This window comes from Agriterribacter sp., from assembly GCF_035497235.1.
Lineage (GTDB): Bacteria > Bacteroidota > Bacteroidia > Chitinophagales > Chitinophagaceae > Agriterribacter.
Genome location: NZ_DATJEB010000030.1, coordinates 34896 through 59278 on the forward strand (window position 1 = coordinate 34896; position 24383 = coordinate 59278).

General features: G+C 43.3%; 22 protein-coding genes. 14 read left to right on the forward strand and 8 right to left on the reverse strand.

The features are described from left to right. The first annotated feature begins 23 nt into the window (after window positions 1-23). The 13 genes from VL121_RS08105 (at window position 24) to VL121_RS08165 (ending at window position 16932) form a co-directional block, all read left to right on the forward strand. Window positions 24-365: an FtsL-like putative cell division protein gene (locus tag VL121_RS08105; protein ID WP_325404022.1), complete on the forward strand. Its 342-nt coding sequence runs from the start codon at window positions 24-26 to the stop codon at window positions 363-365. 46 nt (window positions 366-411) lie between these two features. Further along, complete coding sequence (locus VL121_RS08110) at window positions 412-2541, forward strand: penicillin-binding protein (RefSeq protein ID WP_325404024.1); 2130 nt, start codon at window positions 412-414, stop codon at window positions 2539-2541. 26 nt (window positions 2542-2567) lie between these two features. Then, window positions 2568-4034, forward strand: a complete 1467-nt coding sequence (locus VL121_RS08115; protein WP_325404026.1) for a UDP-N-acetylmuramoyl-L-alanyl-D-glutamate--2,6-diaminopimelate ligase — start codon at window positions 2568-2570, stop codon at window positions 4032-4034. 31 nt (window positions 4035-4065) lie between these two features. After that, window positions 4066-5385: a phospho-N-acetylmuramoyl-pentapeptide-transferase gene (gene mraY, locus VL121_RS08120; RefSeq protein WP_325404028.1), complete on the forward strand. Its 1320-nt coding sequence runs from the start codon at window positions 4066-4068 to the stop codon at window positions 5383-5385. A gap of 107 nt (window positions 5386-5492) precedes the next feature. Next, a complete protein-coding gene (murD, locus tag VL121_RS08125; RefSeq protein ID WP_325404030.1) occupies window positions 5493-6833 on the forward strand; it encodes a UDP-N-acetylmuramoyl-L-alanine--D-glutamate ligase in 1341 nt (446 codons plus the stop codon). 56 nt (window positions 6834-6889) lie between these two features. Continuing rightward, window positions 6890-8086: an FtsW/RodA/SpoVE family cell cycle protein gene (locus tag VL121_RS08130; RefSeq protein WP_325404032.1), complete on the forward strand. Its 1197-nt coding sequence runs from the start codon at window positions 6890-6892 to the stop codon at window positions 8084-8086. Between the two features lie 25 nt (window positions 8087-8111). Further along, window positions 8112-9200: an undecaprenyldiphospho-muramoylpentapeptide beta-N-acetylglucosaminyltransferase gene (gene murG, locus VL121_RS08135; protein WP_325404034.1), complete on the forward strand. Its 1089-nt coding sequence runs from the start codon at window positions 8112-8114 to the stop codon at window positions 9198-9200. Window positions 9201-9256: 56 nt separating this feature from the next. Beyond that, a complete protein-coding gene (murC, locus tag VL121_RS08140) occupies window positions 9257-10636 on the forward strand; it encodes a UDP-N-acetylmuramate--L-alanine ligase (RefSeq protein WP_325404036.1) in 1380 nt (459 codons plus the stop codon). A 3-nt stretch (window positions 10637-10639) separates the two neighbouring features. After that, window positions 10640-11512 carry a cell division protein FtsQ/DivIB gene (locus VL121_RS08145; protein WP_325404038.1) on the forward strand — a complete coding sequence of 291 codons (873 nt, stop codon included), beginning with the start codon at window positions 10640-10642 and terminating at the stop codon, window positions 11510-11512. A 10-nt stretch (window positions 11513-11522) separates the two neighbouring features. Beyond that, a complete protein-coding gene (gene ftsA, locus VL121_RS08150; protein WP_325404040.1) occupies window positions 11523-12896 on the forward strand; it encodes a cell division protein FtsA in 1374 nt (457 codons plus the stop codon). 144 nt (window positions 12897-13040) lie between these two features. Continuing rightward, a complete protein-coding gene (gene ftsZ, locus VL121_RS08155; RefSeq protein WP_325404042.1) occupies window positions 13041-14870 on the forward strand; it encodes a cell division protein FtsZ in 1830 nt (609 codons plus the stop codon). 196 nt (window positions 14871-15066) lie between these two features. After that, window positions 15067-15999, forward strand: coding sequence for a TIGR01777 family oxidoreductase (locus VL121_RS08160; protein ID WP_325404044.1), 933 nt, complete (start codon window positions 15067-15069; stop codon window positions 15997-15999). A gap of 219 nt (window positions 16000-16218) precedes the next feature. Next, on the forward strand, window positions 16219-16932 hold the full coding sequence (locus VL121_RS08165; RefSeq protein WP_325404046.1) for a head GIN domain-containing protein: 714 nt from the start codon (window positions 16219-16221) through the stop codon (window positions 16930-16932). 116 nt (window positions 16933-17048) lie between these two features. Here the strand turns inward: VL121_RS08165 and mqnE are convergent, their stop codons facing one another. The 3 genes from mqnE to VL121_RS08180 all read right to left on the reverse strand — a co-directional run bounded on the left by mqnE (window position 17049) and on the right by VL121_RS08180 (window position 20040). After that, complete coding sequence (mqnE, locus tag VL121_RS08170) at window positions 17049-18203, reverse strand: aminofutalosine synthase MqnE (protein ID WP_325404048.1); 1155 nt, start codon at window positions 18201-18203, stop codon at window positions 17049-17051. Window positions 18204-18298: 95 nt separating this feature from the next. Continuing rightward, complete coding sequence (locus tag VL121_RS08175) at window positions 18299-19459, reverse strand: FG-GAP repeat domain-containing protein (RefSeq protein WP_325404050.1); 1161 nt, start codon at window positions 19457-19459, stop codon at window positions 18299-18301. 104 nt (window positions 19460-19563) lie between these two features. Further along, on the reverse strand, window positions 19564-20040 hold the full coding sequence (locus tag VL121_RS08180) for a response regulator (RefSeq protein WP_325404052.1): 477 nt from the start codon (window positions 20038-20040) through the stop codon (window positions 19564-19566). A gap of 194 nt (window positions 20041-20234) precedes the next feature. On the opposite strand from VL121_RS08180, the gene VL121_RS08185 reads away from it, so the two are divergent. Beyond that, window positions 20235-21164: a c-type cytochrome gene (locus VL121_RS08185; protein ID WP_325404054.1), complete on the forward strand. Its 930-nt coding sequence runs from the start codon at window positions 20235-20237 to the stop codon at window positions 21162-21164. A 36-nt stretch (window positions 21165-21200) separates the two neighbouring features. On the opposite strand, the gene VL121_RS08190 is transcribed toward VL121_RS08185, so the two are convergent. The 5 genes from VL121_RS08190 to VL121_RS08210 all read right to left on the reverse strand — a co-directional run bounded on the left by VL121_RS08190 (window position 21201) and on the right by VL121_RS08210 (window position 24264). Further along, window positions 21201-21446, reverse strand: a complete 246-nt coding sequence (locus VL121_RS08190) for a hypothetical protein (protein WP_325404056.1) — start codon at window positions 21444-21446, stop codon at window positions 21201-21203. Between the two features lie 64 nt (window positions 21447-21510). Next, complete coding sequence (locus VL121_RS08195; RefSeq protein ID WP_325404058.1) at window positions 21511-21849, reverse strand: 2Fe-2S iron-sulfur cluster-binding protein; 339 nt, start codon at window positions 21847-21849, stop codon at window positions 21511-21513. A gap of 42 nt (window positions 21850-21891) precedes the next feature. Further along, complete coding sequence (locus tag VL121_RS08200; RefSeq protein ID WP_325404060.1) at window positions 21892-22575, reverse strand: phosphoribosylaminoimidazolesuccinocarboxamide synthase; 684 nt, start codon at window positions 22573-22575, stop codon at window positions 21892-21894. Window positions 22576-22818: 243 nt separating this feature from the next. After that, a complete protein-coding gene (locus VL121_RS08205; protein ID WP_325404062.1) occupies window positions 22819-23970 on the reverse strand; it encodes an AAA family ATPase in 1152 nt (383 codons plus the stop codon). A 102-nt stretch (window positions 23971-24072) separates the two neighbouring features. Beyond that, the gene (locus VL121_RS08210; RefSeq protein WP_325404065.1) at window positions 24073-24264 is read right to left on the reverse strand and encodes a hypothetical protein; all 192 of its coding nucleotides are present in this window, start codon (window positions 24262-24264) and stop codon (window positions 24073-24075) included. Window positions 24265-24383 lie beyond the last annotated feature (119 nt).

Consider the following 24383-nt stretch of genomic DNA (forward strand, 5'->3'; position numbering starts at 1 on the left):
CAAAAATAATTATACCATATATAATGCCGGAAACAGAGAAAATAAAACCCGATGAGCCTTCTTCCTTAGTGGATGGAATAAAAAAGTGGCTGAATTACCGGTGGGTGGTTAAAAACATCTACTTCTTTCTTTTCCTGGCCATACTGGCAGTAGTGTATATATACAACGGGCACCACGCAGAAAATACGATTAAAGATATAAACCGCAGCGCCAAAGCACTAAAAGAATTACAGTATGAATACAAAACGGTAAAAGGCGAACTGATGATGCGGGGTAAACAAAGTGAACTGGCCAAAGCCGTAGCGCCCCTGGGCTTAAAGGAACTGAAAGCGCCACCGGTAAAGATTACAGAAAATAAAAAATAAAAAAAACGGCTGCAGTTAAAAATGAAAGACGGCTGCCGATACAATTTTGGAAATAAAAAAAGACATATTATGGCGGGTTTACCTCTGCTTCCTGGGGGTAGTGATATTAAGCCTTTGCGTAATAGGCAAGGCTTTTTACATTCAGCAATTCCAGGGTAATTACTGGAAAAGCCTGAGCGACAGCCTGCACCTTGAATACCGCACCTTAGATGCGGACAGGGGAACTATTTACAGCGAGGACGGCAGTATGTTAAGTACTTCCATTCCATTTTTTGACATCCGTATTGATTTTATGGCAGACGGACTCCGCGAAAAGGATGGAAAAAGATTTAAGGAAAACATTGATTCCCTTTCCGCAGGATTGTCCAATATTTTTAACGACAAGAACGCCGCAGCATATAAAAAATTATTAGAAACAGGATACCGCAAAAAAGAGCGCTATTTTCTGCTAAAGAAAAAAGTAAGTTTTGAACAATACCAGGCCTTACGTGAACTGCCCTTAGTAAGACTGGGCAGGAATAAAAGCGGGTTCATTGCGGAAGATATGGAAAAACGCCTTACCCCTTTTGGCTTACTGGCCAACCGCACCATCGGCCTGTCCAGGGCTTATATAAATAATGACAAGCAGGTAGTAACCCAAAACGTTGGACTCGAAAAAACGTACGATAGTTTATTAAAAGGCGTATCGGGCAAACGATTGGTTCGCCGTATATCGGGCGGCGCCTTTGTGCCGGTGGAAGGATCTGAAATTGAACCGGAGAACGGTAAAGATATTGTAACCACATTAGATGTGAACATACAGGATATTACGCAAACCGCCCTGATGCGCATGATGGTTTCCAATGAAGCGCTGGAAGGTTGCGCCATAGTAATGGAAGTGGCTACAGGAAAAATAAAAGCGATAGCCAACCTGGGCCTCATGCCTGACGGCTCTTATTTTGAATCGGATAATTACGCGTTAAAAACCTCCGAACCGGGATCTACCATAAAGCTCATTACCCTCTTATCTGTTCTTGAAGACAAATATGTTACCACTTCAGACATGATAGATATCAATAATGGTTCATGGGTACTGAACGGAAGAAATATCAGGGATGCGGAAAAATCGCCAAAGAGCCTGCTTACCATAAAAGAATCGTTTGAACATAGCAGCAACGTAGCCATGGCCAAACTTGCTTATACTTATTATGCAAAAAATCCGGCACAATTCATAAAGCATTACCAGGCGCTGCATCTTACAGGCCGCACGGGCATTGATCTGAAAGAAGAATTCAGACCCTTGGTAAAAAACCCGTCCCGCAAAGACTGGCATTTGCAAACCCTCCCCTCAATGGGTTTTGGTTACGAAGTAATGCTAAGCCCCCTGCAACTGCTGATGGTATACAACGCCGTTGCCAATGAAGGCAAACTGATGAAGCCGTACCTGGTAAACAGGATAGAAAAAGACGGGAACCTGCTGCACGAATTTGAACCACAGGTACTGAATAACAATATTTGCTCGAAAGAAACACTGCGCCAGTTAAAAGATTGCCTTAATGCCGTTTGTATAGAAGGAACGGCAAAATCTATTTTTAAAGATGCGGTTTACCATGCCGCGGGAAAAACAGGTACAACCAAAGTGAACGATGGAAAATTCAAATACGGGGATGGCGCATACCAGTCTTCCTTTGCAGGATATTTTCCGGTTGAAAATCCAAAGTATTCCTGCATAGTAGTGATTAAGAACAAGCCCCGTGCCGCTAAATATTTTGGCGGAGCAGTAGCGGCGCCGGTATTCAGGGAAATTGCCGATAAGCTATATGCCGAAAGTGCAGACAGGCAGCAGTTGTTTATTGCAAAACTGGCCACCGACAGCAATAAATACAGGTGGAGCGGTTACGGCAGCGAGCTTAAGAATGTGCTGGAAACGATGAATGTGCAGTATGCAGATTCTATAGCATCCGGCAAATGGGGCGTAGTAATCAATAGCGCATACACACCGGTACTAAAAGATTTAAGCGTTAGCAAACAAACAATACCCGATGTAAAGGGAATGGGATTAAAAGATGCTCTCCATTTACTGGAAAACATGAACATGAAAGTAACGGTAAAGGGTAAGGGCAAAGTAACCAGCCAGTCTTTGGATGCCGGGTTGGCTATTAACAGGGGACAAATTATAGCGCTGGAACTGAATTAACACAAAAGAAAGCAGACAAAAAAATAATGGCAGTATTACAGGACATATTATACAGGGTAAACATCCGCTCGGTGCAGGGTAATATGAGCACGGAGGTAAAGGATATACAGATAGACTCCAGGAAGCTGTCGGAAAAAAGCTGCTTTATTGCTATAAAAGGAAATATGCAGGACGGGCATGCTTATATTAACGCGGCCATTCAAAAAGGAGCTACTGCAATTATCGCCGAACAATTGCCGGCAATAAAAAAAGAAAACGTTACGTATGTGCAGGTAGAAAACAGCGCGGCCGCAGCCGGTTACATGGCCAATAATTTCTATGGCGCCCCGTCATCCAAAATGAAAGTAACAGGCGTAACCGGAACCAATGGAAAAACCACTATTGCTACCCTGCTATTCAAACTCTTCAGCGGTTTGGGATATAAATGCGGTTTGCTTTCTACCATACAGAACCAGATTGGTACAAATATCATCCCTGCCTCCCACACCACGCCAGATGCCATTAGCATCAATGCTTTAATGCAACAGATGCTTGAAGAAGGATGCACACATGTATTTATGGAATGCAGCAGCCACGCTATTCACCAGCACCGGATAACCGGCCTGCATTTTTCGGGCGCCCTGTTTAGCAATATCACGCACGACCACTTAGATTATCATAAAAGCTTTGATGAATATATCCGTATAAAAAAATCATTTTTTGATAACCTCTCCCCGGACGCATTTGCCATTAGTAATGCGGACGATAAAAGAGGGACCGTCATGTTACAGAACACCACAGCCAAAAAATACTTCTACAGCCTGCGCACCATGGCAGACTTTAAAGGAAAAATTATTGATAATAGTATAACCGGCCTGCAGCTTAATGTAAATGAGCAGGAAGTGCATTTCAGGCTTATTGGTGAATTTAATGCCTACAACCTGCTGGCCGTTTACGGGGCAGCCGTGTGTATGGGAGAAGACAAATACAGGGTGCTGCAGGTACTCAGCAATCTTACCGGCGCCGAAGGAAGATTTGAATATATCATTTCACCCAAAGAAAAGATCATTGGCATTGTGGATTATGCGCATACGCCCGATGCCCTGCTGAACGTACTGACTACGGTAAAAAAATTAAGGCAGGGACACGAGAAGATCATAACCGTAGTAGGCTGTGGCGGCGACAGAGACAGAACGAAAAGGCCGTTAATGGCCGATGTGGCCTGCACACATAGCGACAGCGTGGTATTTACATCCGACAATCCGAGAAGCGAGGAAGCGGATGCCATTATACAGGATATGGAAAAAGGCCTGCAGCCATCGGCAAAGAGAAAGTATATATCCATTACCGACAGAAAAGAAGCTATTAAAACAGCCGTTGCCCTGGCGGGTAAAGAAGACATTGTGCTGATAGCAGGCAAAGGACATGAAAAATACCAGGAGATCAAAGGCGTGAAACATCCTTTTGACGACAAAACGGTACTGAAAGATATGTTTGACCTGATGGAAAAATAAAACAAGGGTTAATTTAAAATAAAGCGCAGCTATGCTATACTATTTTTTTGACTGGCTAAGAGATGAAGGCATTAAATTTCCCGGAAGCGGGTTAATGCAGTTCATTACTTTCAGGGTATTGCTGGCGGTATTGCTGTCGCTTTTAATTTCCACCCTGTACGGCAAACGCGTTATTAACCTGCTGCAAAAAAAACAAATTGGCGAAAGCGTACGGGAGCTGGGGCTGCAGGGAGAGCAACAGAAAAAAGGAACACCTACTATGGGCGGCATCATTATTTTGCTGGCCATACTTATTCCTACTTTACTCTTCGCCGATTTAAGCAAAGTATACATTCACCTGATGCTGTTGTGTACGGTTTGGCTGGGCTTTATTGGTTTTATGGACGATTACCTGAAGCTGAAAGCAAAAAAAACGGCCATAGCAAAAGGCGAAAAATATAAAAAGAAAGACAGCGATGGTCTGGCTGGCATGACAAAAATATTCGGGCAGGTGGGACTGGGCATTATTATTGGAGCAACACTCTACTTTAATGACCGGGTAGTAGTGTGGAGAGAGTATTACGAACCCCAGGCTACTGCCATTACAGAAAGCTTTTTGAAGAAAGGAGAAAAAAAAGTAGGTGACACCATTGTAACTATGGAAGGAAAGGAACACCGGTATGCCGTTGTAAAAACACCCATTACCACTATCCCTTTTGTAAAAAGTCATGAGTTCAATTACAGCAGGCTTATTAGCTGGATAGGCGAAGGGGCCGACAAGTATACCTGGCTCATTTATATTATAGCGGTAACTTTTATTATAACGGCGGTATCGAATGGGGCCAACATCACCGATGGGTTAGATGGTCTTGCGGCGGGAGTAAGCGCATTAATCGGCGCCGGGCTGGGCGTATTTGTATATGTTAGCGGCAGCACGCGCTTTGCGGAATACCTGAACATCATGTATATCCCCAACCTCGGGGAGCTATCGGTTTTTGTTGGCGCGTTTGTGGGGGGATGCATAGGCTTTTTATGGTATAACGCTTACCCGGCACAGGTATTCATGGGCGACACCGGCAGCCTTGCCCTTGGCGGCATTATTGCATCGCTGGCCATTATTGTGCGCAAAGAATTACTGATCCCTATTTTTTGCGGCGTGTTCCTGGTAGAAAACCTGAGCGTTATGCTGCAGGTCAGTTATTTCAAGTATACAAAACGAAAGTACGGCGAAGGGCGGCGGATATTTTTAATGAGTCCGCTCCATCACCACTACCAGAAATTAGGATATCATGAAAGTAAGATCGCGGTTCGGTTCTGGATTGTAACGGTTTTGTGTGTATTGTTTGCTTTGGCCACCTTTAAAATGCGCTAAGCGGCAGAGGGAAATTATAATATAACAAAGCCAGCCTGTGCTTTAACAGGCAAATGAAAATGATTACGGGGAAATCAATCTGTTGAATACCCTTTTAATACAAGGCAATGGTAAAAAAGACGGTCATATTGGGCGGCGGCGAAAGCGGCACAGGTGCAGCTATCCTTTGCCGTAAGCAGGGGATGGAGGTCTTTGTTTCAGACGGGGGTAAGATACCTGAACGATACAAAAACGAATTGAAGCAATATGATATTGCATTTGAAGAAGAAAAACATTCAGCGGAAAAAATTTTAAACGCGGATGAAGTTGTAAAGAGTCCGGGCATACCCGAAAAAAATGAACTGGTACAAAAAATAAAAGCGAAAGGTATTAAAGTCATCAGTGAAATAGAGCTGGCGTACAGGTATAAAGGCGGCAGCAAAATAATAGCCATTACGGGCAGCAATGGAAAAAGTACCACTACCGCTTTAACAGGGCATATATGTAAAACCGGCGGGATGGATTGCGCAGTGGCGGGCAATATCGGCTATTCATTTGCCAGGCAGGTAGCGCTGGATCCTAAGCCGCTGTATGTGGTGGAAGTCAGCAGCTTCCAGTTAGACGATATAGAAAATTTTAACGCGGATATAGCGGTGTTGCTGAATATAACGGAAGATCACCTGGATCGCTACGAATACAGGTTTGAAAATTATATCCGCTCAAAATTCAATATCATAAAAAACCAAACGCGCAACGATTATTTCATCTATTGCGCAGACGATCCTGTGATAACAAAACATTTGGAAATACATCCATTACTTTCTAACCCATTGCCATTTACTATGCAGTACGAACTACCAAAAGGAGCTTATGTGAGCGAAAATAATATGACAATACACTTAGATAACGAAGAATTTGTAATGAGTGTACTGGACTTTGCCATAAAAGGAAAGCATAACCAGTACAACACCATGGCCGCAGGACTGGCAGGCATGACGATCGGTATAAGAAAAGAAAAAATCCGCGAAGCCGTTGAGCATTTCGAAAGCCTTGAACACCGGATGGAGAAAGTGCTGACCATTCGGGGCGTTGAATTTATCAACGACAGTAAAGCCACCAATGTGAACAGTACCTGGTACGCGCTGGAAAGTATGACACACCCCGTGATACTGATATTGGGCGGAATTGATAAAGGCAACGATTACAGCTCTATGCTGGAACTGGTTAAAGAAAAAGTAAAAGCCATTGTGTGTATGGGCCTCGACAACAGGAAGATTCATGAAGCATTTGGCAGGCATGTTGAAGTGATGGTAAATACATCGAGTGCCAAAGAAGCCGTTCATGCCGCTTTTCATTTGGCCAACCAGGGCGATGTGGTATTGCTTAGCCCTGCATGCTCCAGCTTTGATTTGTTTAAAAACTTTGAAGACAGGGGAAGGCAGTTTAAGGAAGCAGTAAGAGAGCTATGAGTAGTGAGTGGTAAAAACCAATTTCAAATTTGAAATTTGAAATTTCAAATTAGTTTATGCAGGCATTATTAAATAAAACAAGAGGCGACAAAGTGATTTGGGTAGCGGTAATACTGCTAACCCTGCTGAGCCTGCTGGTAATATACAGCAGTACGGGTACCCTTGCCTACAGGCTGTCCAAAAGCGCGGAATCGTACCTGTTTAAACAGTTTGCGTTTACCGCCATTGGCTTCATGATCATTTATTTTGCGCACCGCATTAATTATACTTTATACTCCCGGGCCGCGCTGATCCTGTTTGTACTTTCCATACCGTTATTAATATATACGCTTTTCTTTGGAGCCGAAATTAATGAGGGTACCCGCTGGATCAAGCTGCCTATTATTAACCTCACCTTTCAAACTTCAGACCTTGCCCGGCTGGCGCTATTCATGTACCTGTCTCGGCAGCTTAGCCGGTCTCAAAATAATATCAAAGATTTCAAGCAGGGCTTTCTCCCGCTTATCATTCCGGTTGGCATTATCTGTGTATTAATAGCGCCGGCCAACTTATCAACCGCTTTATTAATTGGCGCTACCAGTTTACTGCTGATGTTCATTGGCAGGGTAAGCATAAAGCATATAGCGGCAACTATAGGTATTGCGTTAATACCATTAATTTTCCTGGTAAGCATCGCTTTTTCCTATTATAACAAGGAAGATCACCAGTCAAAAGATCTGCCGGCTATTTTAAGTGTGGGACGTATACCCACATGGATAAAACGTATACAGGATTTTGCCTACGCCGATAAAATAGAAACCGCCTACCAGGTGCAGCAGGCAAAAATTGCCATTGCCAAAGGCGGATGGCTCGGGCTTGGACCAGGCAACAGCGAGCAACGAAATTTTTTACCCCATCCTTACAGCGATTTTATTTATGCCATTATTATAGAGGAATACGGGCTATTGGGCGGCGTACTAATATTATTTCTGTACCTCCTGTTCTTATTCCGAAGCATACGCATTTTTAAAAAATGCCCCTTTGCTTTTGGCGCCTTCCTGGCATTGGCATTAAGCTTTACACTGGTTATACAGGCACTGGTTAATATGGCGGTAAACGTAAACCTGTTTCCAGTTACGGGGGTTCCGTTACCGTTAGTAAGCATGGGTGGCAGCAGCTTTTTATTTACGTGCATGTCTATAGGAATTATACTAAGCGTTGCACGAAATGCTGAAAAAATGGAAGGAAAAGCGCAACTGGCAGCGGCAGAATAAAAAATAAATTTAAAAGCAAAACGTATTGGCAAAAAAAATAATCATAGCAGGCGGAGGAACAGGAGGTCATATTTTTCCTGCCATTGCCATTGCCAACGCGTTAAAAAAAGCGGATAAAACCATAGCGCTGTTGTTTGTAGGGGCGAAAGGAAAAATGGAAATGGAAAAAGTGCCGCAGGCTGGTTATGCCATTGAGGGTTTGGATATAGCAGGGTTTAACCGGAGTTCTTTGATCAAAAATATAGCCCTGCCATTTAAGCTCATGAAGAGTTTTTTGCAGGTAAGGAAAATCGTTAACAGGTTTAAGCCCAACGCGGTAATTGGCGTGGGGGGATACTCCAGCTTTCCCGTATTGCGGTATGCACAGCAAAAAGGTATTCCCACATTTATTCATGAAGCCAATTCATTTGCAGGCAAAACAAATATACTGCTGGGCAAAAGAGCGGTAATGATTTTCACGGGTGGCGATGGGATGGAAAAATTTTTCCCCCCCGAAAAAATACAGGTTAGCGGCAACCCTGTAAGAGATGTTATTGTAAACAGCAGGATCAGCAGGGAGGAAGCGCTCCGGCTTTTTGGACTGAACCCTCAAAAGAAAACCATTCTTATAACGGGCGGAAGTCTTGGGGCAAAATCCATCAATGAAGCGATAGCGGCGCATATAGCAGAGTTTGGAAAAAACAACCTGCAGTTGATATGGCAAACCGGAAAATTATTTGCTGACCAGGCAAGGCAGTTAACGCAGGGAATGGAAAATATATGGACGAATGATTTCATAGGCAGTATGGAAAATGCTTTTGCAGCGGCAGACGTAGTGATATCCAGGTCGGGCGCCATGTCGGTAGCCGAATTGTGCGTAGTGAAACAGGCAGTAATATTTGTACCCTTTCCGTTTGCCGCTGAAGATCATCAAACAGTTAACGCAAGCCGTTTGGCGGAAAAACGGGCAGCATTAGTTATAAAAGACAGGGACGTGAAAGACAAATTAACTGAAAGAGCGATAGCGCTGGCCTTAAATGATACGGAAAGGCAGGAATTAAAAAATAATATCGGCCAACTGGCTATAACCAATGCAGCCGAAGCAATTGCAACTGAAGTGCTAAAAGCAATCTGAATGGATGTAAATATTGAATAGCACAGCGCATAACACTTAAGAAGGATGTATTAAAAATGAAAGAACTACATGACATACAGGAGGTTTACTTTATTGGTATTGGAGGGATAGGCATGAGTGCGCTTGCCCGTTATTTTAATGCAAAAGGTAAAAAAGTAAGCGGGTACGACAAAACAGAAACAGATCTTACCAGGCAACTGGTGAAAGAGGGAATAACGGTATACTATGAAGATGACGAAAAGCATATTGCTAAAGCAGCAGACCTGGTAGTATATACGCCGGCCATTCCCAAAGAACATAAAGGGCTGTTGTATTACCGGCAAAATGGTTATACGCTTTTAAAGCGAAGCGATGTACTGGGTGCGATCACCAAAAGTTCTTTTAACATATGCATAGCCGGAACGCATGGCAAAACCACCATTACTACTATGACGGCGCATTTGCTTCGCCATTCAGGTTATGGCTGTAACGCTTTCCTGGGTGGTATTGCAGCCAACTATAACAGTAACTTCTGGAGCAGTGAAAAAAATGTATGCGTGGTAGAAGCAGATGAATACGACAGGAGCTTTTTAAAGCTGCGTCCCGATATTGCTGTTATTAGTGCAATGGATGCCGACCACTTGGATATATACGGAACGGAAGAGGAAATGCAGCAGGCATTCGTTGATTTTGCCGGCCAGGTAAAAAAAGGAGGCACACTGTTCAGCAAATGGGGATTAAAAAGATCGGCGGATTTAAAAGCAGATCATCATTTCACCTACAGCCTTCAGCATAGTAATGCCAGCACCTATGCGGCTAATATTACGAACAGGGAAGGCGGCTACGCGTTTGATGTATATACAACAGGCGGGTGGTTAAAAGCCGTAGCGCTGAACATGGGTGGTTTGCACAATATTGAAAATGCCGTTGCAGCTATAGCAATAGCGAAGCAACTGCATATCGAAGATGAAAAAATAAAAGCGGCCATAGCAGATTTTAAAGGAGTGAAGCGGAGGTTTGAATACATCATCCCTCCTTCAGGCAATAGCCAAACAGTGTATGTTGATGATTACGCGCATCATCCGGCAGAGCTGGAGGCTTTAATAAAAAGCGCGAAGCGCTTGTTCGCTGATAAAAAATGTACCGTGGTTTTTCAACCCCACTTGTTCAGCCGAACCAGGGATTTTGCCGAAGCGTTTGCAGCAAGCCTTGACCTTGCAGATGAAGTGATATTGCTACCGGTATATCCCGCAAGAGAATTACCCATAGCAGGGGTAACCAGCAAAATGATATTCGACAAAATGAAAAATAAAAATAAACGTATCATGTCCAAAGAAGAAGCGCTGCACTGGATAAAAAACGGGTACGGTCAAAACACACCCAACCTGCTAATAACAGCAGGAGCCGGAGATATTGACCAACTGGTGCGGCCGGTAAAGGAAATACTGGAGAGGTGAGTAGTGAGTAGTGAAAAACAGAAAGCATATAACAACATGCGGCTAAGCAAAAGAAAAGTAGGAAGGTTTATTGCCATCATCTTGTGGGCCGGGGCCGGTGTGGCGCTGGTTGCGCTGCTCATTGCCGCTATGCGCAAAAGAGATGATAAAATATGCAGTGGATTAGAGATAGAGATTAGGGAAGTGAAGAATAATCTTTTTGCAGATAAAAATGATATAAGAGGCATGCTCACCCATATAATGCCCGGTATTAAAGGCAGGCCACTGGCTGAGTTTAATCTCCGGCAAATGGAACAAACCCTGGAAGGAAATATATGGATAAAAGACGCCGAACTGTTCTTTGATAACAACGAGACATTACAGGTAAAAATAAAAGAACGCGAACCATTAGCCAGGATATTTACCACAGGTGGCAAAAGCTATTATATAGACAGGGAATTTGTTCGCCTGCCACTGAGCAGCAAATTTTCGGCAAGCGTTCCGGTTTTTACCAATTGCCCTTTAGACAAAACAAAATGGAACAAAACAGACAGCGTACTGCTGCTGCAGATTAAAGCAATAAGCGAATTTATTACAGGCGATCCGTTTTGGCTGGCGCAGATTGAACAGGTGGATTATACGCAGCAAAAAAGCTTTGAACTATCTCCGCAAATAGGAGATCATATTATCGTATTAGGAGATGGATACGACCTGGAAAAGAAATTCAGGAAGCTATACATATTTTATAAAGAAGTGCTGGCAAAGGTGGGATGGAATACCTATTCCGCTATTAATGTGCAGTACAGGGGGCAGGTGGTAGCTACACGAAAAGACACCACGCGCAGTATTATCATTCCTAATCCATTAAACAATAACAATAGTTACACAACGCAATAAACCAACCACCATGAACACTGAACAACCCATTATTGTAGGACTGGATATCGGAACTACCAAGATTGCAGCCATAGCAGGGCGAAAAAACGAGTACGGCAAATTAGAAATATTAGGTTTTGGAAGGGCCAACAGCAATGGCGTGCAACACGGCATGGTACTGAACATTGATCAAACCATTAAAGCCATACAATCTGCCCTGGAAAATTGCTATGCATCCAATCCCAACCTGGAGATCAGCGAGGTGTATGTAGGCATAGCCGGTCATCACATTAAAAGTTTGCAAACAAGAGGTGATATTGTAAGGCAAAATACAGATGAAGAAATTGCACAGGGCGAAATTGACCAGTTGATCTACAACCAGTATAAAACCTATATTCCTGCAGGCGACCAGATTATTGACGTGATACCGCAGGAATTTACTGTAGATAATTTTCAGAATATCACTAATCCTATTGGCTACAGCGGCGTAAAAGTGGGCGCCAATTTTCATATTATTACAGGCGACAGAAACGCTATTCGCAACATTAACAGGAGCGTTGAAAAATCTGCGCTTGCCGTAAAAGACCTGGTGTTACAGCCCCTGGCATCAGCCGCTGCTGTAATGTGCGAGCAGGACCTGGAAGCAGGTGTGGTAATTGTGGATATAGGGGGCGGCACAACAGATCTTGCCGTGTTTTATGAGGGTATTTTAAAACACACTGCCGTTATTCCCTTTGGCGGCGAAAATATAACCAACGATATTAAAACCGGTTTGGGCGTTTTAAAAACACAGGCCGAGCAAATGAAAGTGCAGTTCGGAAGCGCCCTCGCAGACGAAGCCAAAAGCAACGCTTACATTACTATTCCGGGACTGCGCGGCATGACGCCAAAAGAGATCAGCGTAAAAAACCTTGCAGGTATTATACAGGCCAGGATGAGTGAAATATTAGATTTTGTTACCTATCATCTTAAGCAGGTAGGACTCGAAAATAAAATGCTTAATGGGGGTATCATTCTTACCGGCGGCGGCTCACAACTCAAACACCTGATTCAGCTTGCAGAATATGTTACCGGGCTTGATGCACGCATTGGATTTCCGAATGAACACCTGGCTTCCGGACACATTGAAGAGCTAAGCCGGCCTATGTACGCCACCTGTATCGGGTTAATATTGAAAGGATATAATGTGTATGAAAATACTATAGACAAAGAAAAATATACAACGTTCATCCCAAAGGAAGAAAAAAAAGAGGAACAGGAAACCCGTAAAACAAAGAAAAAGGAAAGCGGCATTGGGGCCGAAAAAACAAAAAAGCGGGCCAAAAGCCTGAAGGAATTTATGGATTCCATTAAAGGCGGACTAATAGAATTATTTAAAGAGGAGGGCGATGAACAGTTGAAATAACAACCCGGTGATGAGCGATCCTGCAAAGGAGCAGACCTTCACTTTAAAAAATATTATTAAAAAACAATTTCAAAATACGAACTACCCATTACTTCACCATCTCTTATTTAGTAAAGCACTGATAAGATTAAATTAACCGTTATTATGATACACTTTGATTTGCCTAAAGAGAAATCCTCCATCATTAAAGTAATTGGCGTTGGAGGCGGCGGAAGCAACGCAGTGAACTACATGTTCGGCCAGGACATTGAAGGCGTAAACTTTATTATCTGTAATACCGATGCACAGGCGCTGGCCTTAAGCAAAGTGCCTAATAAAGTGCAACTGGGCCCCATGCTCACGCAGGGGCTTGGAGCAGGTGCCAATCCAGACATTGGAAGACAGGCAACCGAAGAAAGCTTAGAAGAAATAAGGCGTATATTAGAAGTAAATACCAAGATGGCGTTTATTACTGCCGGCATGGGTGGCGGAACGGGTACCGGCGGCGCTCCTATACTGGCTAAAATATGTAAAGATTTAGGCATACTTACCGTAGGAATAGTTACCACGCCTTTTGCTTATGAAGGTAAAAAAAGATTTGCACAGGCAGAGGAAGGGATAACAAAACTAAAAGATTATGTAGATACCCTGCTGGTTATCAGCAACGATAAAATGCGCCACCAGTATGGCAATCTTACCATGCGGGCCGCTTTTTCAAAAGCAGACAATGTGCTGGCTACCGCTGCGAAATGTATTACGGATGTAATTAACACAACCGGGCAAATTAACGTTGACTTTGCCGATGTTTGTACGGTTATGCGTAACGGTGGTGTGGCCATACTGGGCAGCGCTACAGCAGATGGTGAAAGCCGCGCGCAAAAAGCTATCCAGGACGCTATTAACTCGCCTTTGCTCAACGATAATGATATTAGTGGCGCCAAATGGATACTGATCAACATCAATTCTGCCGAAGGCGACACGGAGTTTACAATGGATGAAGTAGATACTATACAAAATTACCTGTTGAGCCAGGCGGGTGAACATACCAATGTAATTATGGGATTAGGGTATGACAATTCACTGGGCGATAAAATAGGTATTACATTGATTGCCACAGGATTTGAAAATAAGGACGCAATCAATGACCCGGTTGAACAAAAGGAGCAGGGCAAAGAAGAAAAGATATTGCTTACCCTTAGCGGAAACGAGCCAAAACAACCGGCGCCCGCCGTAGTAGTGGAAGCCATAGCAGATCCCATGGCACCACAGATCATAGAAGTGGCTGAAACAAGAAATTTCATGGATATAACCGCGGCTTCTCCATCCATCGAAAAAGTGAAGAATGAGGAGAAAGAAATATTGAACTTATCAATAACTTCATTACCTTCATCACCTTCCATAACCATTGAAACCCACACAACGCATTCGCCTGCAGGCACTGAACCGGTTATTTCAAAAGTTGATCATTATACCATATTTAATAAAGAAGCTAGCACCACCCCGACGTCAGGTGGTTATTTATCAAAGCCATCCAACATCTATGCCGAGGAACCTGATCATTTACAATCCAAAACGAATAATCCTGTTGAAGAGCCATCGCCTTTGCTAAGTAATGCGCCAACCGACGGGAAGGTAAATGAAATGCAAATGGTGATTAAAGATCCCAATGCGGCGAACGGGCCCGTGGCACGATCAACTCAAAGCGAAAGCTATTCGGCCGAGGAACCTGCGATGCAGGACGAGGCCGAAGATCAAAAGCGTCGTGCAGCAGAACGTTTAAACAAGTTGCGCAACTTGTCGTACAACGTAAATGCTGCCGATTCAAACAATGAGTTTGAAACTGTGCCGGCTTATGTTCGCCGCAATTTTCATTTAAAGGATGCACTGACCTCGGTTGAGAAATTTTACAGCAATTATACCGTTAAAACGGATGAAAATGATCAAACACAAATAAGCACCATCAATACTTTCTTAGATGGCAAAAAGCCAGACTGACAGGGTGAGTAATCAATAGTGAGTGGCGAATAGTGGGTGGCTGGTGCGGGTTGAGGAAGAGCGGATATTGAAATACAGTTTTAGCTCCGTTGAAAAAAATACATAATCACATGCCATATTGATAAGAGAGACGTTGGGAGCCAACACCTGCCGTCTCTTTTTTTAATGGTATCATTGGTTACCTTTACTGCACATCATGGCAACAGTACTCATAACAGGTGGCACGGGCTTAATAGGCAACAGGCTTACCGGACTGCTTATTGAAAAAGGATATCGTGTTATTATCCTTACCCGCAATAAGAAAGAGCGGAATAAAAATGATACTTCAAATCCTCACTACGCGTTATGGAATCCGGCTAAAGCAGCTATAGATATAGCGGCTGTGCAGGAAGCGGACTATATCATTAACCTTGCAGGCGCAGGCATTGCAGACAAACGGTGGACGGCTAAAAGAAAAACAGTAATTGCCGGAAGCAGGATACAGAGCGGACAGCTTATTGTGAAGGCGCTGAAAGAAAATGCCAACAAGGTAAAAGCGGTTATCAATGCCTCTGCTATGGGCTGGTATGGCGATGACAGCCTGCTGAAAAAAGAAACGCAGGCTTTTACAGAAAATATGCCGGCCGCTCCCGGCTTTTTGGGTGAAACCTGCAAAGCATGGGAAGAAAGTATTGAACCTGTAACATCCATAGGAAAAAGACTGGTAATAATAAGAACAGGTTTGGCACTGAGCGCCGGAGGTGGCGCCCTTAAAGCATTTATCCGGCCCGTACGGTTTGGCATAGCCGCCATATTAGGCAGCGGCAGGCAAATGCAAAGCTGGATTCATATTGATGATATTTGCCGCATTTATATACATGCTATAGAAAATGAACAGCTTCATGGCGTTTATAATGCCGTTGCGCCAAAACCTGTTGATAATAAAACCCTGGTTATTGATCTGGCAAAGAAAATGAAAGGATCGTTTTATATTGCGGTGTATGTTCCGTCCTTTATTTTAAAATGGATACTTGGAGAAATGAGCGCTGAATTGCTAAAAGGAAGCACCTTAAATGCTGATAAAATACGTGCCACCGGCTTCCAGTTTTTATTCCCTTCCATAGAAGCCGCGCTGAACGATTTGGTGTAAAAGATGTCAGGTATCAGGTCTCAGCTATCAGGTATAGTAATTACTAATGACAGGATGGATACTCCTTCTTCTACTCACTACTCACTTCCCCCCCTCACTTCTTCCTGTTTCCCTTCGAATTTCGACATTCAGGATTCGAACTTTATGCTGTATGTCATTAGCATTTGTTTCCACTTGTTACTTATTTATATTAGGTTTGTTCTGCAAAAAACACGCTGCATGAAAAAATTATTCCTGTCACTCCCAGTCATTGTCTTTTTTATTTCCTGCAACTACCGCGAAACTGTTCAGGGAAATGGAAATATAACCACGGAATCCAGAACAGTAAGCAACTTTAAAGACATTCAGCTCAGTGGTTCCATGAATGTACACCTCGTAAAAGGCGCCGGCCATGCCGTGGAAATAAATGGGGAAGAGAATATCATCCCTTATATAGAAACCTACGTAAACGATGGGAAATTAAAGGTAAAGTATACAGACAATATTAATATCAATACCCGCCGGGATGTAACCGTAACGGTAATCCTGCCCGAGTTGCGGGAAGTTGATATAACAGGTTCGGGAGATATTACGGGTGAAACAAAGTTTACAGGCAACGATAAAATAGAGCTGGGTATAACCGGCTCCGGTAATATGAAACTGGAAGTAGACGCTCCTGCTATAGAAGCAAAAATAACCGGATCGGGAGATATTTACCTTAGTGGCATTACCAAAGATATAAAGTGCAGCACTACAGGCAGTGGAAAAATTGACGCCACTGAACTGAAAGCCGAAAATGCCGTGGTTAAAACCTTCGGCAGCGGGAATATTAGCGTGTTTGCCAGCGTAAAATTAAACGCTACGGTTAACGGCAGCGGCGATATTACCTATAAAGGCGGCGGTTCCGTTACGTCAAAAATACACGGCAGCGGCTCGGTAAAAGCGGCCGATTAAGGGGGCAGGTTACAAGTTGCAGGTATCGGTTATCAGCAGTCAGTTATGAGTTAAACACTACTAACGATGGGGCTGGTACTCCTTCCCACTCACCATTTACTGTTCACTTCTCACTTTTACAGGGCTGCTGCTTCAAGGCTATAATCCCTGATTACCTGGTATAAAGTATTGCGCTCTATGGGCTTACGTTTTACCTGTTGTATAAGCGCCACAAGTTCGGTAGTATTCATTGCAGGATTTTGTTCTTCGCTGCCTGCCATAGAATAAATTTTCGTAGTATCATCAATAGTACCATCCATATCGTTTACACCAAACGACAGGGTTAGTTGCGCATTCTGCCTGCCCAGCATGGGCCAATAGGCTTTCAGGTGCGAAAAATTATCCATGAACAAACGCGCCACAGCATACATCTTCATATCCTCAACTACAGACGATTCCGGCACATGGCTCATTTCGTTATTGCTGTTGCGGAATTTTAAAGGAATAAAGGTATTGAAGCCGCCTGTTTTATCCTGCAGGTCGCGCAATCTTTTCATATGATCAATGCGGTGCCAGTACTTTTCAATATGCCCGTACAGCATGGTAGCATTAGTATGCATTCCTAGTGCATGTGCCACTTCGTGTATACGCAACCAGCCTTCCGCATCTACCTTATCATCGCATATCTGCTGTCTGATCTCCGGGTTAAAAATTTCGGCGCCGCCACCGGGCAAAGAATCCAAACCCGCTTCATGGAGAAGCTTCATCCCTTCTTCAATAGAAAGCTTAGCCTTACGGATCATATAGTCCAACTCAACCGGTGTAAAGCCTTTGATGTGCAGTTCCGGGCGATGCGCTTTGATCTGCCGCATAAGGTCTGCAAAAAATTGCAGGTTCATTTTAGGATGTACCCCTCCTACTATATGCACTTCCGTTACCGGTCTGCCATCATAACCGCGCACAATATCCATCATCTGATCCACGCTCAGTTCCCACCCTTCTTCCTTATGGGCATACAAACGGCTGTAAGAACAAAATTTACAACTAAACACGCATATATTGGTAGGCTCAATATGAAAATTGCGGTTGAAATAAGTAATATCGCCATGCAGTCTTTCCCTCACCAGGTTAGCTAAAGTGCCAACAAATGGCAAACTTGCTTTTTCAAAAAGTATCAGCCCGTCTTCTTCTGATATTCTTTCTTTGTTTATGATTTTTTCGCCCGCTATACGCAACTCCGGTAACAGGTGCGGCTGACGAATGATCTTTTCGGCCCACAACGCTCTATCCATAATATACTATTCCTTTATGATAAGAGGATCAAAGATACGGCTGAAAAAATTATTCGTGAGCAGCACGTGGGGTATAGCCACAGAGCAGCATCTAATTATTTGCGGGATACATTCCAGTATATCTTCAGGTTTTGGGTAGCCCTGCCCGAAGCAACAATATCGGGTTTGCCATCGCCGTTCAGATCCATTACCTGTATATCTTCGCATGCCATCCCGTTATCGTCTATCCAGTACGGTTGCCATTGCGTTCCGCCGGCGTCTTTTTTAACGTAAAGCTTCACTCCTACTTTTCCTTCTTTACCGGGCGCTCTCCATCCCGCAACTACCTGGTCGCTCCCCACGCCCAAAAAATCTGCAACGGCCAGCGCATGCCCTTCTTTTACATCATCATCCAGTACTATTCTTTTCGCATTATCATCTCTTACATATACTACTACCGCTGTGCCGTGCATGGGTTCAATGGTAGCAATAAAACTTTTGTCCGGCGCCAGTTTGCCTGCGCGCACTTCCCCTGCCGCCTGCTCCATTCCCGCTATAGCAGTGGCTTTGCCCGCAGCTTGTTTTGAAAAATCAGTTTTAATCCATCTTATGCCCTCTTTTCCGGCAATATACAAACCGTTCTGTTTTTTATTTTCAGACAGGTGCATATCAAAATTGTGGGTAAGGTGCATACTGGCATCCGGCATAAATATTTTCCATTCGCCATTTACATCATCCGGGTACTGGTAAGCCAGCACCTTAACCCCCGCCCCTTCGCCTCCACTATTGCCACGCCCATGCAGCGGCAGCACTACCAGGTAATATTTTTCATCATCGGCTTTCACCCATTTCATGCGGTGTGTAGTGGGTTCATGTGGCAGCCTTACCGGTTCCCACATTTGTTCCGGATTGGCAGGTCGCTTCAAATAAAATACTGCACCGGATTGATCTGCGTTACTCGTTTCGGAAGGATTCCATTGCGCGCCAACAGCCACTTCCACTTTTCCATCTCCGTTAATATCCTGCGCCGCAATACAAACATTATCGTGTTCCGTAAGATTTTCCGCTATTACCCGTCTTTTCCAGTCGCCATTACGGTACCATACGATCTGCTTTTTATCGGCAAGCAAAATATCGGGCTTCCCATCGCCATCCACATCGCCTAAGGCTATACCATACCCTATGGATATATGATCATCTATAACCTGCCCGCGAAATTGCGGCGGAGCAGGTTCAGCAACCTGCAGTAACCATTGTATGAGGAAAACAAAAAGCATGTACCGAAGTTATTGAAATTTATCCTGAAACCGTATCATCATAAGTACTGTACCCATTCCTGCTGAACGCCAGCGTTGCCTGTTCTTCCTACCCGGCAGGAAACTCAGTATAACAGCTCTTCAATGCCATCAACGATTTCATATGCTTCAGCCATTTTGCTGAAGTAGCAATCAACCATATCCATGCCTGCGGCAACAAGTTCCGGCACAAACGCGTAAACCATCATCGTTATAACTACAATGGGTATGCGAAAATCACAGTCCTTTTCCTTTTCATACTGCCGTATCATTTTAATCAATACGTCTCCTTTCAAACCCGGATGATTAATGTCTGTTATAAACAGGTCAATACGGTTGTTACCATCAATCTGGCTTTTAATGTACGCGTACGCGTCATCGCCGTTGGCCAGTATCGTTACATTGGCCAGGGGGAAAAACGGCTTTATGCAAAGCTCGAAAAGCCCATTACTGAATAACTTATGATCATCAAGGTACACAATATGAAAGGACCGGTGAACAAACAAAGATCCCTCCCTGTTAAAATTACCCTGTGCTGATACAGACCATTTACTCAACATCATTACCCGGAAATTGAAGATTATAGGCTAATAAAAATAAGGCTTTTGTTTATCATTTATTTACATTCTGCCGCTGTTTATTTCCGGCTACCGCCCGGTTTCCCGGTTCATTCAACATTTTGTTCAATTCATTCACCCGATGCTATGCGGCTTTCATAACCCCTGTTACCTTGCGTCAACTTTTAAAAAAAGGTTTTATGAAAAAACTGAAAAAAACAATTAAATGGACAGTCATCATTTTACTTGTACTCGTTGGCGGATTAGCCATAACGGTAATGGCAAGACAGGATATAAAATATGAAGCGCCTTATCCCAATATCGCCGCATCTACAGACAGCATGGTTATAGCAAGAGGAAAACATTTGGTATACAGTTCGGCTCATTGCATTGATTGCCATAGCAGGCACCATCCGGATTCACTGATCAATTCAGGGCTTGAAGTACCTCTGAGCGGGGGCGTAGTTTTTGAGCTTCCTGTAGGAAAGATATATTCCAAAAATATTACGCCGGATAAAGCAACCGGCATTGGCAGCTATAGCGATGGAGAAATTGCAAGAGCTTTGCGGTATGGCGTACACCCCAACGGAACAGCCGTTTTCGATTTCATGCCTTTTCATAATACCAGTGATGAAGATCTTACCGCCATCATTTCTTACCTCCGTGCGCAAAAACCGGTAAACAATAAAGTACCCAATCATGAGCTGAACGCCATTGGCAAGGCAGTGAATGCCTTTATGATAAAGCCTGTTGGCCCCACAGGTGAAGTGCCGGCATCTGTGGCACCCGATACTACTGCCGTGTACGGTAAATACCTGGCCTTAAGTGTAGCGGAATGCAGCGGATGTCACACCAAAAGAAACCTGGCAGGCCAGTTCACCGGCGAATCGTTTGCAGGTGGAAATGAAATTGATGGATTTATTACGCCCAACCTTACACCCGATTCAAGCGGGAAAATATTTAACTGGAGCAAGGATATGTTCATAGAACGTTTTCGCATGGGCAAACTCATTCCTAAAAGCCCGATGCCCTGGAACTCCTTTAAGCGCATGACGGATGATGAGCTAACGGCTATCTATCATTTTCTGAAAACGTTAAAACCGGTGAAGACGCCAGTTGTTAAACCCTAATCCCGGAACCACACAATGGCTTTATATTTTCAATGGTTAGCATTCCGAATAATCAGGAGCAAAAATTCCATTTACCGCAATAACGGATGAGAGGGGTATTTCCAATCCATCCTGCAGCAGCAGGCGAGGCTCCAATGTACCGGCTATACCGCTAACCAAACCTTCATACCGGGTTAAGCCATTATTGTCGTATAATAACGATGCTTTTGTTTCACCGGCATGCAGTTCCTTCAGTATTTGCAAAAATGTTTCTTTTTTATCCAGTGTTATGCGTGTATCCATGACTGCAGGATTTACAGGTATCCAAATAATGGAGCGATCATCTTAAGCCAGCCGGTTTTGAAAATCAATATATATCAGAAAGTACATTGATGACAGCTCCGTTCAATGCACTGTTGATAAATATCTGGCAGGACAGCCTGCAATTTCCGGTCGCTCCGCCTTTTTTTGCTATAGTACTCTGCTCGTTTCGCTCTAAGGTTAACAATGCGCCATTGGGTGCTGTTACTTCCACCATGCAGGTGGCGCACCTGCCCTGTCCGCCGCATTGTCCAAAATCCTCAATGTATATTTTGTCATTCAACAGCACCATCAGGTTACGGTATTCATTTTCACAGGTTTGTATAATATACTCTTCACCCTCACTGATAACCGTAAACGAAATGTGCTGACCCGATCCATCCATTATGTTCTGATATTTTCAATCCTGCGTGTTGCCGGACTATTCCTAAGTTAAAAATTCTTTTTCAAGCGTTAGTGGCGCTAAGTAGCTTTTATTTTTATACACCCGCATATTACCGCCTGAAATTTCATCAATCAGCATAATATTTCCCTGCGGGTCTCTTCCAAATTCCAGCTTGATATCATACAGATCAAGACTTTTGGCAGCCAGTTCATTTTTGATGATGTTGCAAATTGTAACAGTGCTTTTTTTAATCTGCTCATATTCACCGGCTGTCAGGATATTCAGAAGGTCCAGGGCATCCTGTGAAATGGGCGGGTCTCCGCGTTCGTCATCTTTTATGGTAAACTCTACGAAGCTATCCAAAGCCTGTTCTTCTTTGCAATAAACGCCGTATCTTCTTAAAAAACTGCCTACCGCCCTGAAGCGGCAAATGACTTCAAGCCCGTTGCCAAAAACAGTTGCTTTTTTTACCGTCATAGTGGAGTTTTCCATATCCGACTGTATAAAATGCGTGTTTATTCCCTTTTTGTTTAATACGGTGTAAAAGTGTGTGGTCATTTTCAGTCCCGACTTTCCCGCTCCTTCAATAGTTAAGCCCACCGTATTGGCGCCGGGATCAAAAACCCCATCGGTGCCGGTAACATCATCTTTAAATTTAAGCAGGTATTGATCTTCGTTTGCTGTTGCATACACATCTTTCGTTTTACCGGAATATAATAATTTCATTGGGGGGAAGTTTGAATAAAAATGATGGTCAAGGCGTCAAATATAGGAAACAAATTTTAGCCCCGATACATAAGCATCTGAGTTAAAGGCTTAACTTCATTAAGCTTATTTTTATTGTTTAAAAATTTACTTGTGTAAATATTCTGTATCTCGTCACAATTGTTATAATTCGTATTCGTAAGACCCAGTTTTTCTAAAGGTGGCCAACCTTGAACCAGCGAGTACACCGGAAGGGTGGCAACCTTATTCAGAAAACAAATCCTCCATCTTTATTTCTGACACAACCCTGCCTGTGTAATAAAGATTCTGGTTAATTCCATAAGTGGTAATCATCGTAAGAAACAATGTCTTTTTTGTGCCGGTTGTCTGCTGAAAAATACTTAGGATTTTATCCAATTCTGCTGCGTACTTTTTATCAATCGTAAATTCTTCTGAAGCAAATTTCATTTCGCAAATATTGATGCAACGATCCTGACGGTCTATAAGCAGGTCAATTTGAACGCCCTGTTGCTTCTCTTCCTTTGTGGATTGATGCCTCCAGGCAGATTCGTCCGTTAAAACACCTTTAATGCCCAGGGCTTTTTTTATTTGAGCAATATGTTTATGGCATACCGATTCGAAAGAGAATCCGCTCCAGCTTTTGTATGAAGGTGCATTAAACTGGCGGAGCCAGGTACCCTTACCTGTAGATTTTGAATTTTCAATGAATTTCAAATAGAACAGTGAATATTCGTCTGCCAGTTTGTATATACTTTCCTTCAATGTTTTTCCAAACGGTACGTATTGATCTATAAAACCGGATTCCTCTAATTCTTTTAGCATTTTAGTGGTAGTGCCACCGGAAGTGAACTTGCCTGCTTTTAATAACTCCTCGCGGGTAAGTCCTTTACTTTTCTTCGCCAGTATTCGAACCACGATTTCATGTTGTCCGGCATTTTTGAAAAGTGACTGATACAGATTATTAAATTCGGTTCGTAGTACACCATTTGTTGTAAAACAGAGTCTGTCAATAGCCTGTGCCGAGCTTTCACCTTTGTTAATGGGCTGGAGATAATAAGGAACACCGCCCATCGCCATGTAAACCTGTAAGGTTTGATACTGATCTATCAGGATATTTTTGGATTTGAGAAAGGCTTCCGTTTCCGCAACAGTAAATGGAAGCAATCGTATTTTCTGAGTTACACGATTATGTAATCCACCCCGGTCATTGATGATTTTATCAATCATCCAGGAAGCTGCTGATCCGCAAACCACTACTTTCAGATTGGGACGTTTGGTTCCTGAACTATTCCACCAGTGATCAAATGCACGAAGGAAATTAGATCGTGGTGAATGAACCCATGGAAATTCATCAAAGAAAAACACTGCCGGTTGTTGTGTATCCAGCTTATCCACCAGATAGGTATCAAGGTCGTGAAAGGCCTGCTGCCAATTATTCGGTGTGGATAGTAGAGCCTTACTCTTAATTGCGTTGCCGAGTGCCAGACTGAAGTTCTTTTATTGTTCCCTCAGACTTGCCCCGTGGATACCTGTCATCTCAAATACGATATGATCTTTAAGGAAGGTTCTGATGAGATAAGTCTTGCCTACCCGATGCCTACCATAGACCGCAATGAGTTCCGGGCTTCCGGCAGAAAGTTTATTTTCAAGTATTTTTCTCTCTTCTACTCGCCCGATCAGTGCATTCATACCTTTTTATTTGGAACAAAAGTAAGATTATATTCGTCCAAAACATGTTCATTTTAATATGTTTTGGCTGATTATAAAATTTATAACCAGCCAAAACGGTATAATAAAACACACTTTTG

Bases quoted from the DNA above. Each gene is read 5' to 3' on its own strand.
- VL121_RS08105 (WP_325404022.1), top strand. From the start codon at position 24: ATGCCGGAAACAGAGAAAATAAAACCCGATGAGCCTTCTTCCTTAGTG.
- VL121_RS08115 (WP_325404026.1), top strand. From the start codon at position 2,568: ATGGCAGTATTACAGGACATATTATACAGGGTAAACATCCGCTCGGTG.
- mraY (WP_325404028.1), top strand. From the start codon at position 4,066: ATGCTATACTATTTTTTTGACTGGCTAAGAGATGAAGGCATTAAATTT.
- murD (WP_325404030.1), top strand. From the start codon at position 5,493: ATGGTAAAAAAGACGGTCATATTGGGCGGCGGCGAAAGCGGCACAGGT.
- VL121_RS08130 (WP_325404032.1), top strand. From the start codon at position 6,890: ATGCAGGCATTATTAAATAAAACAAGAGGCGACAAAGTGATTTGGGTA.
- murC (WP_325404036.1), top strand. From the start codon at position 9,257: ATGAAAGAACTACATGACATACAGGAGGTTTACTTTATTGGTATTGGA.
- ftsA (WP_325404040.1), top strand. From the start codon at position 11,523: ATGAACACTGAACAACCCATTATTGTAGGACTGGATATCGGAACTACC.
- ftsZ (WP_325404042.1), top strand. From the start codon at position 13,041: ATGATACACTTTGATTTGCCTAAAGAGAAATCCTCCATCATTAAAGTA.
- VL121_RS08160 (WP_325404044.1), top strand. From the start codon at position 15,067: ATGGCAACAGTACTCATAACAGGTGGCACGGGCTTAATAGGCAACAGG.
- VL121_RS08165 (WP_325404046.1), top strand. From the start codon at position 16,219: ATGAAAAAATTATTCCTGTCACTCCCAGTCATTGTCTTTTTTATTTCC.
- mqnE (WP_325404048.1), bottom strand. From the start codon at position 18,203: ATGGATAGAGCGTTGTGGGCCGAAAAGATCATTCGTCAGCCGCACCTG.
- VL121_RS08175 (WP_325404050.1), bottom strand. From the start codon at position 19,459: ATGCTTTTTGTTTTCCTCATACAATGGTTACTGCAGGTTGCTGAACCT.
- VL121_RS08180 (WP_325404052.1), bottom strand. From the start codon at position 20,040: ATGATGTTGAGTAAATGGTCTGTATCAGCACAGGGTAATTTTAACAGG.
- VL121_RS08185 (WP_325404054.1), top strand. From the start codon at position 20,235: ATGAAAAAACTGAAAAAAACAATTAAATGGACAGTCATCATTTTACTT.
- VL121_RS08190 (WP_325404056.1), bottom strand. From the start codon at position 21,446: ATGGATACACGCATAACACTGGATAAAAAAGAAACATTTTTGCAAATA.
- VL121_RS08195 (WP_325404058.1), bottom strand. From the start codon at position 21,849: ATGGATGGATCGGGTCAGCACATTTCGTTTACGGTTATCAGTGAGGGT.
- VL121_RS08200 (WP_325404060.1), bottom strand. From the start codon at position 22,575: ATGAAATTATTATATTCCGGTAAAACGAAAGATGTGTATGCAACAGCA.
- VL121_RS08210 (WP_325404065.1), bottom strand. From the start codon at position 24,264: ATGAATGCACTGATCGGGCGAGTAGAAGAGAGAAAAATACTTGAAAAT.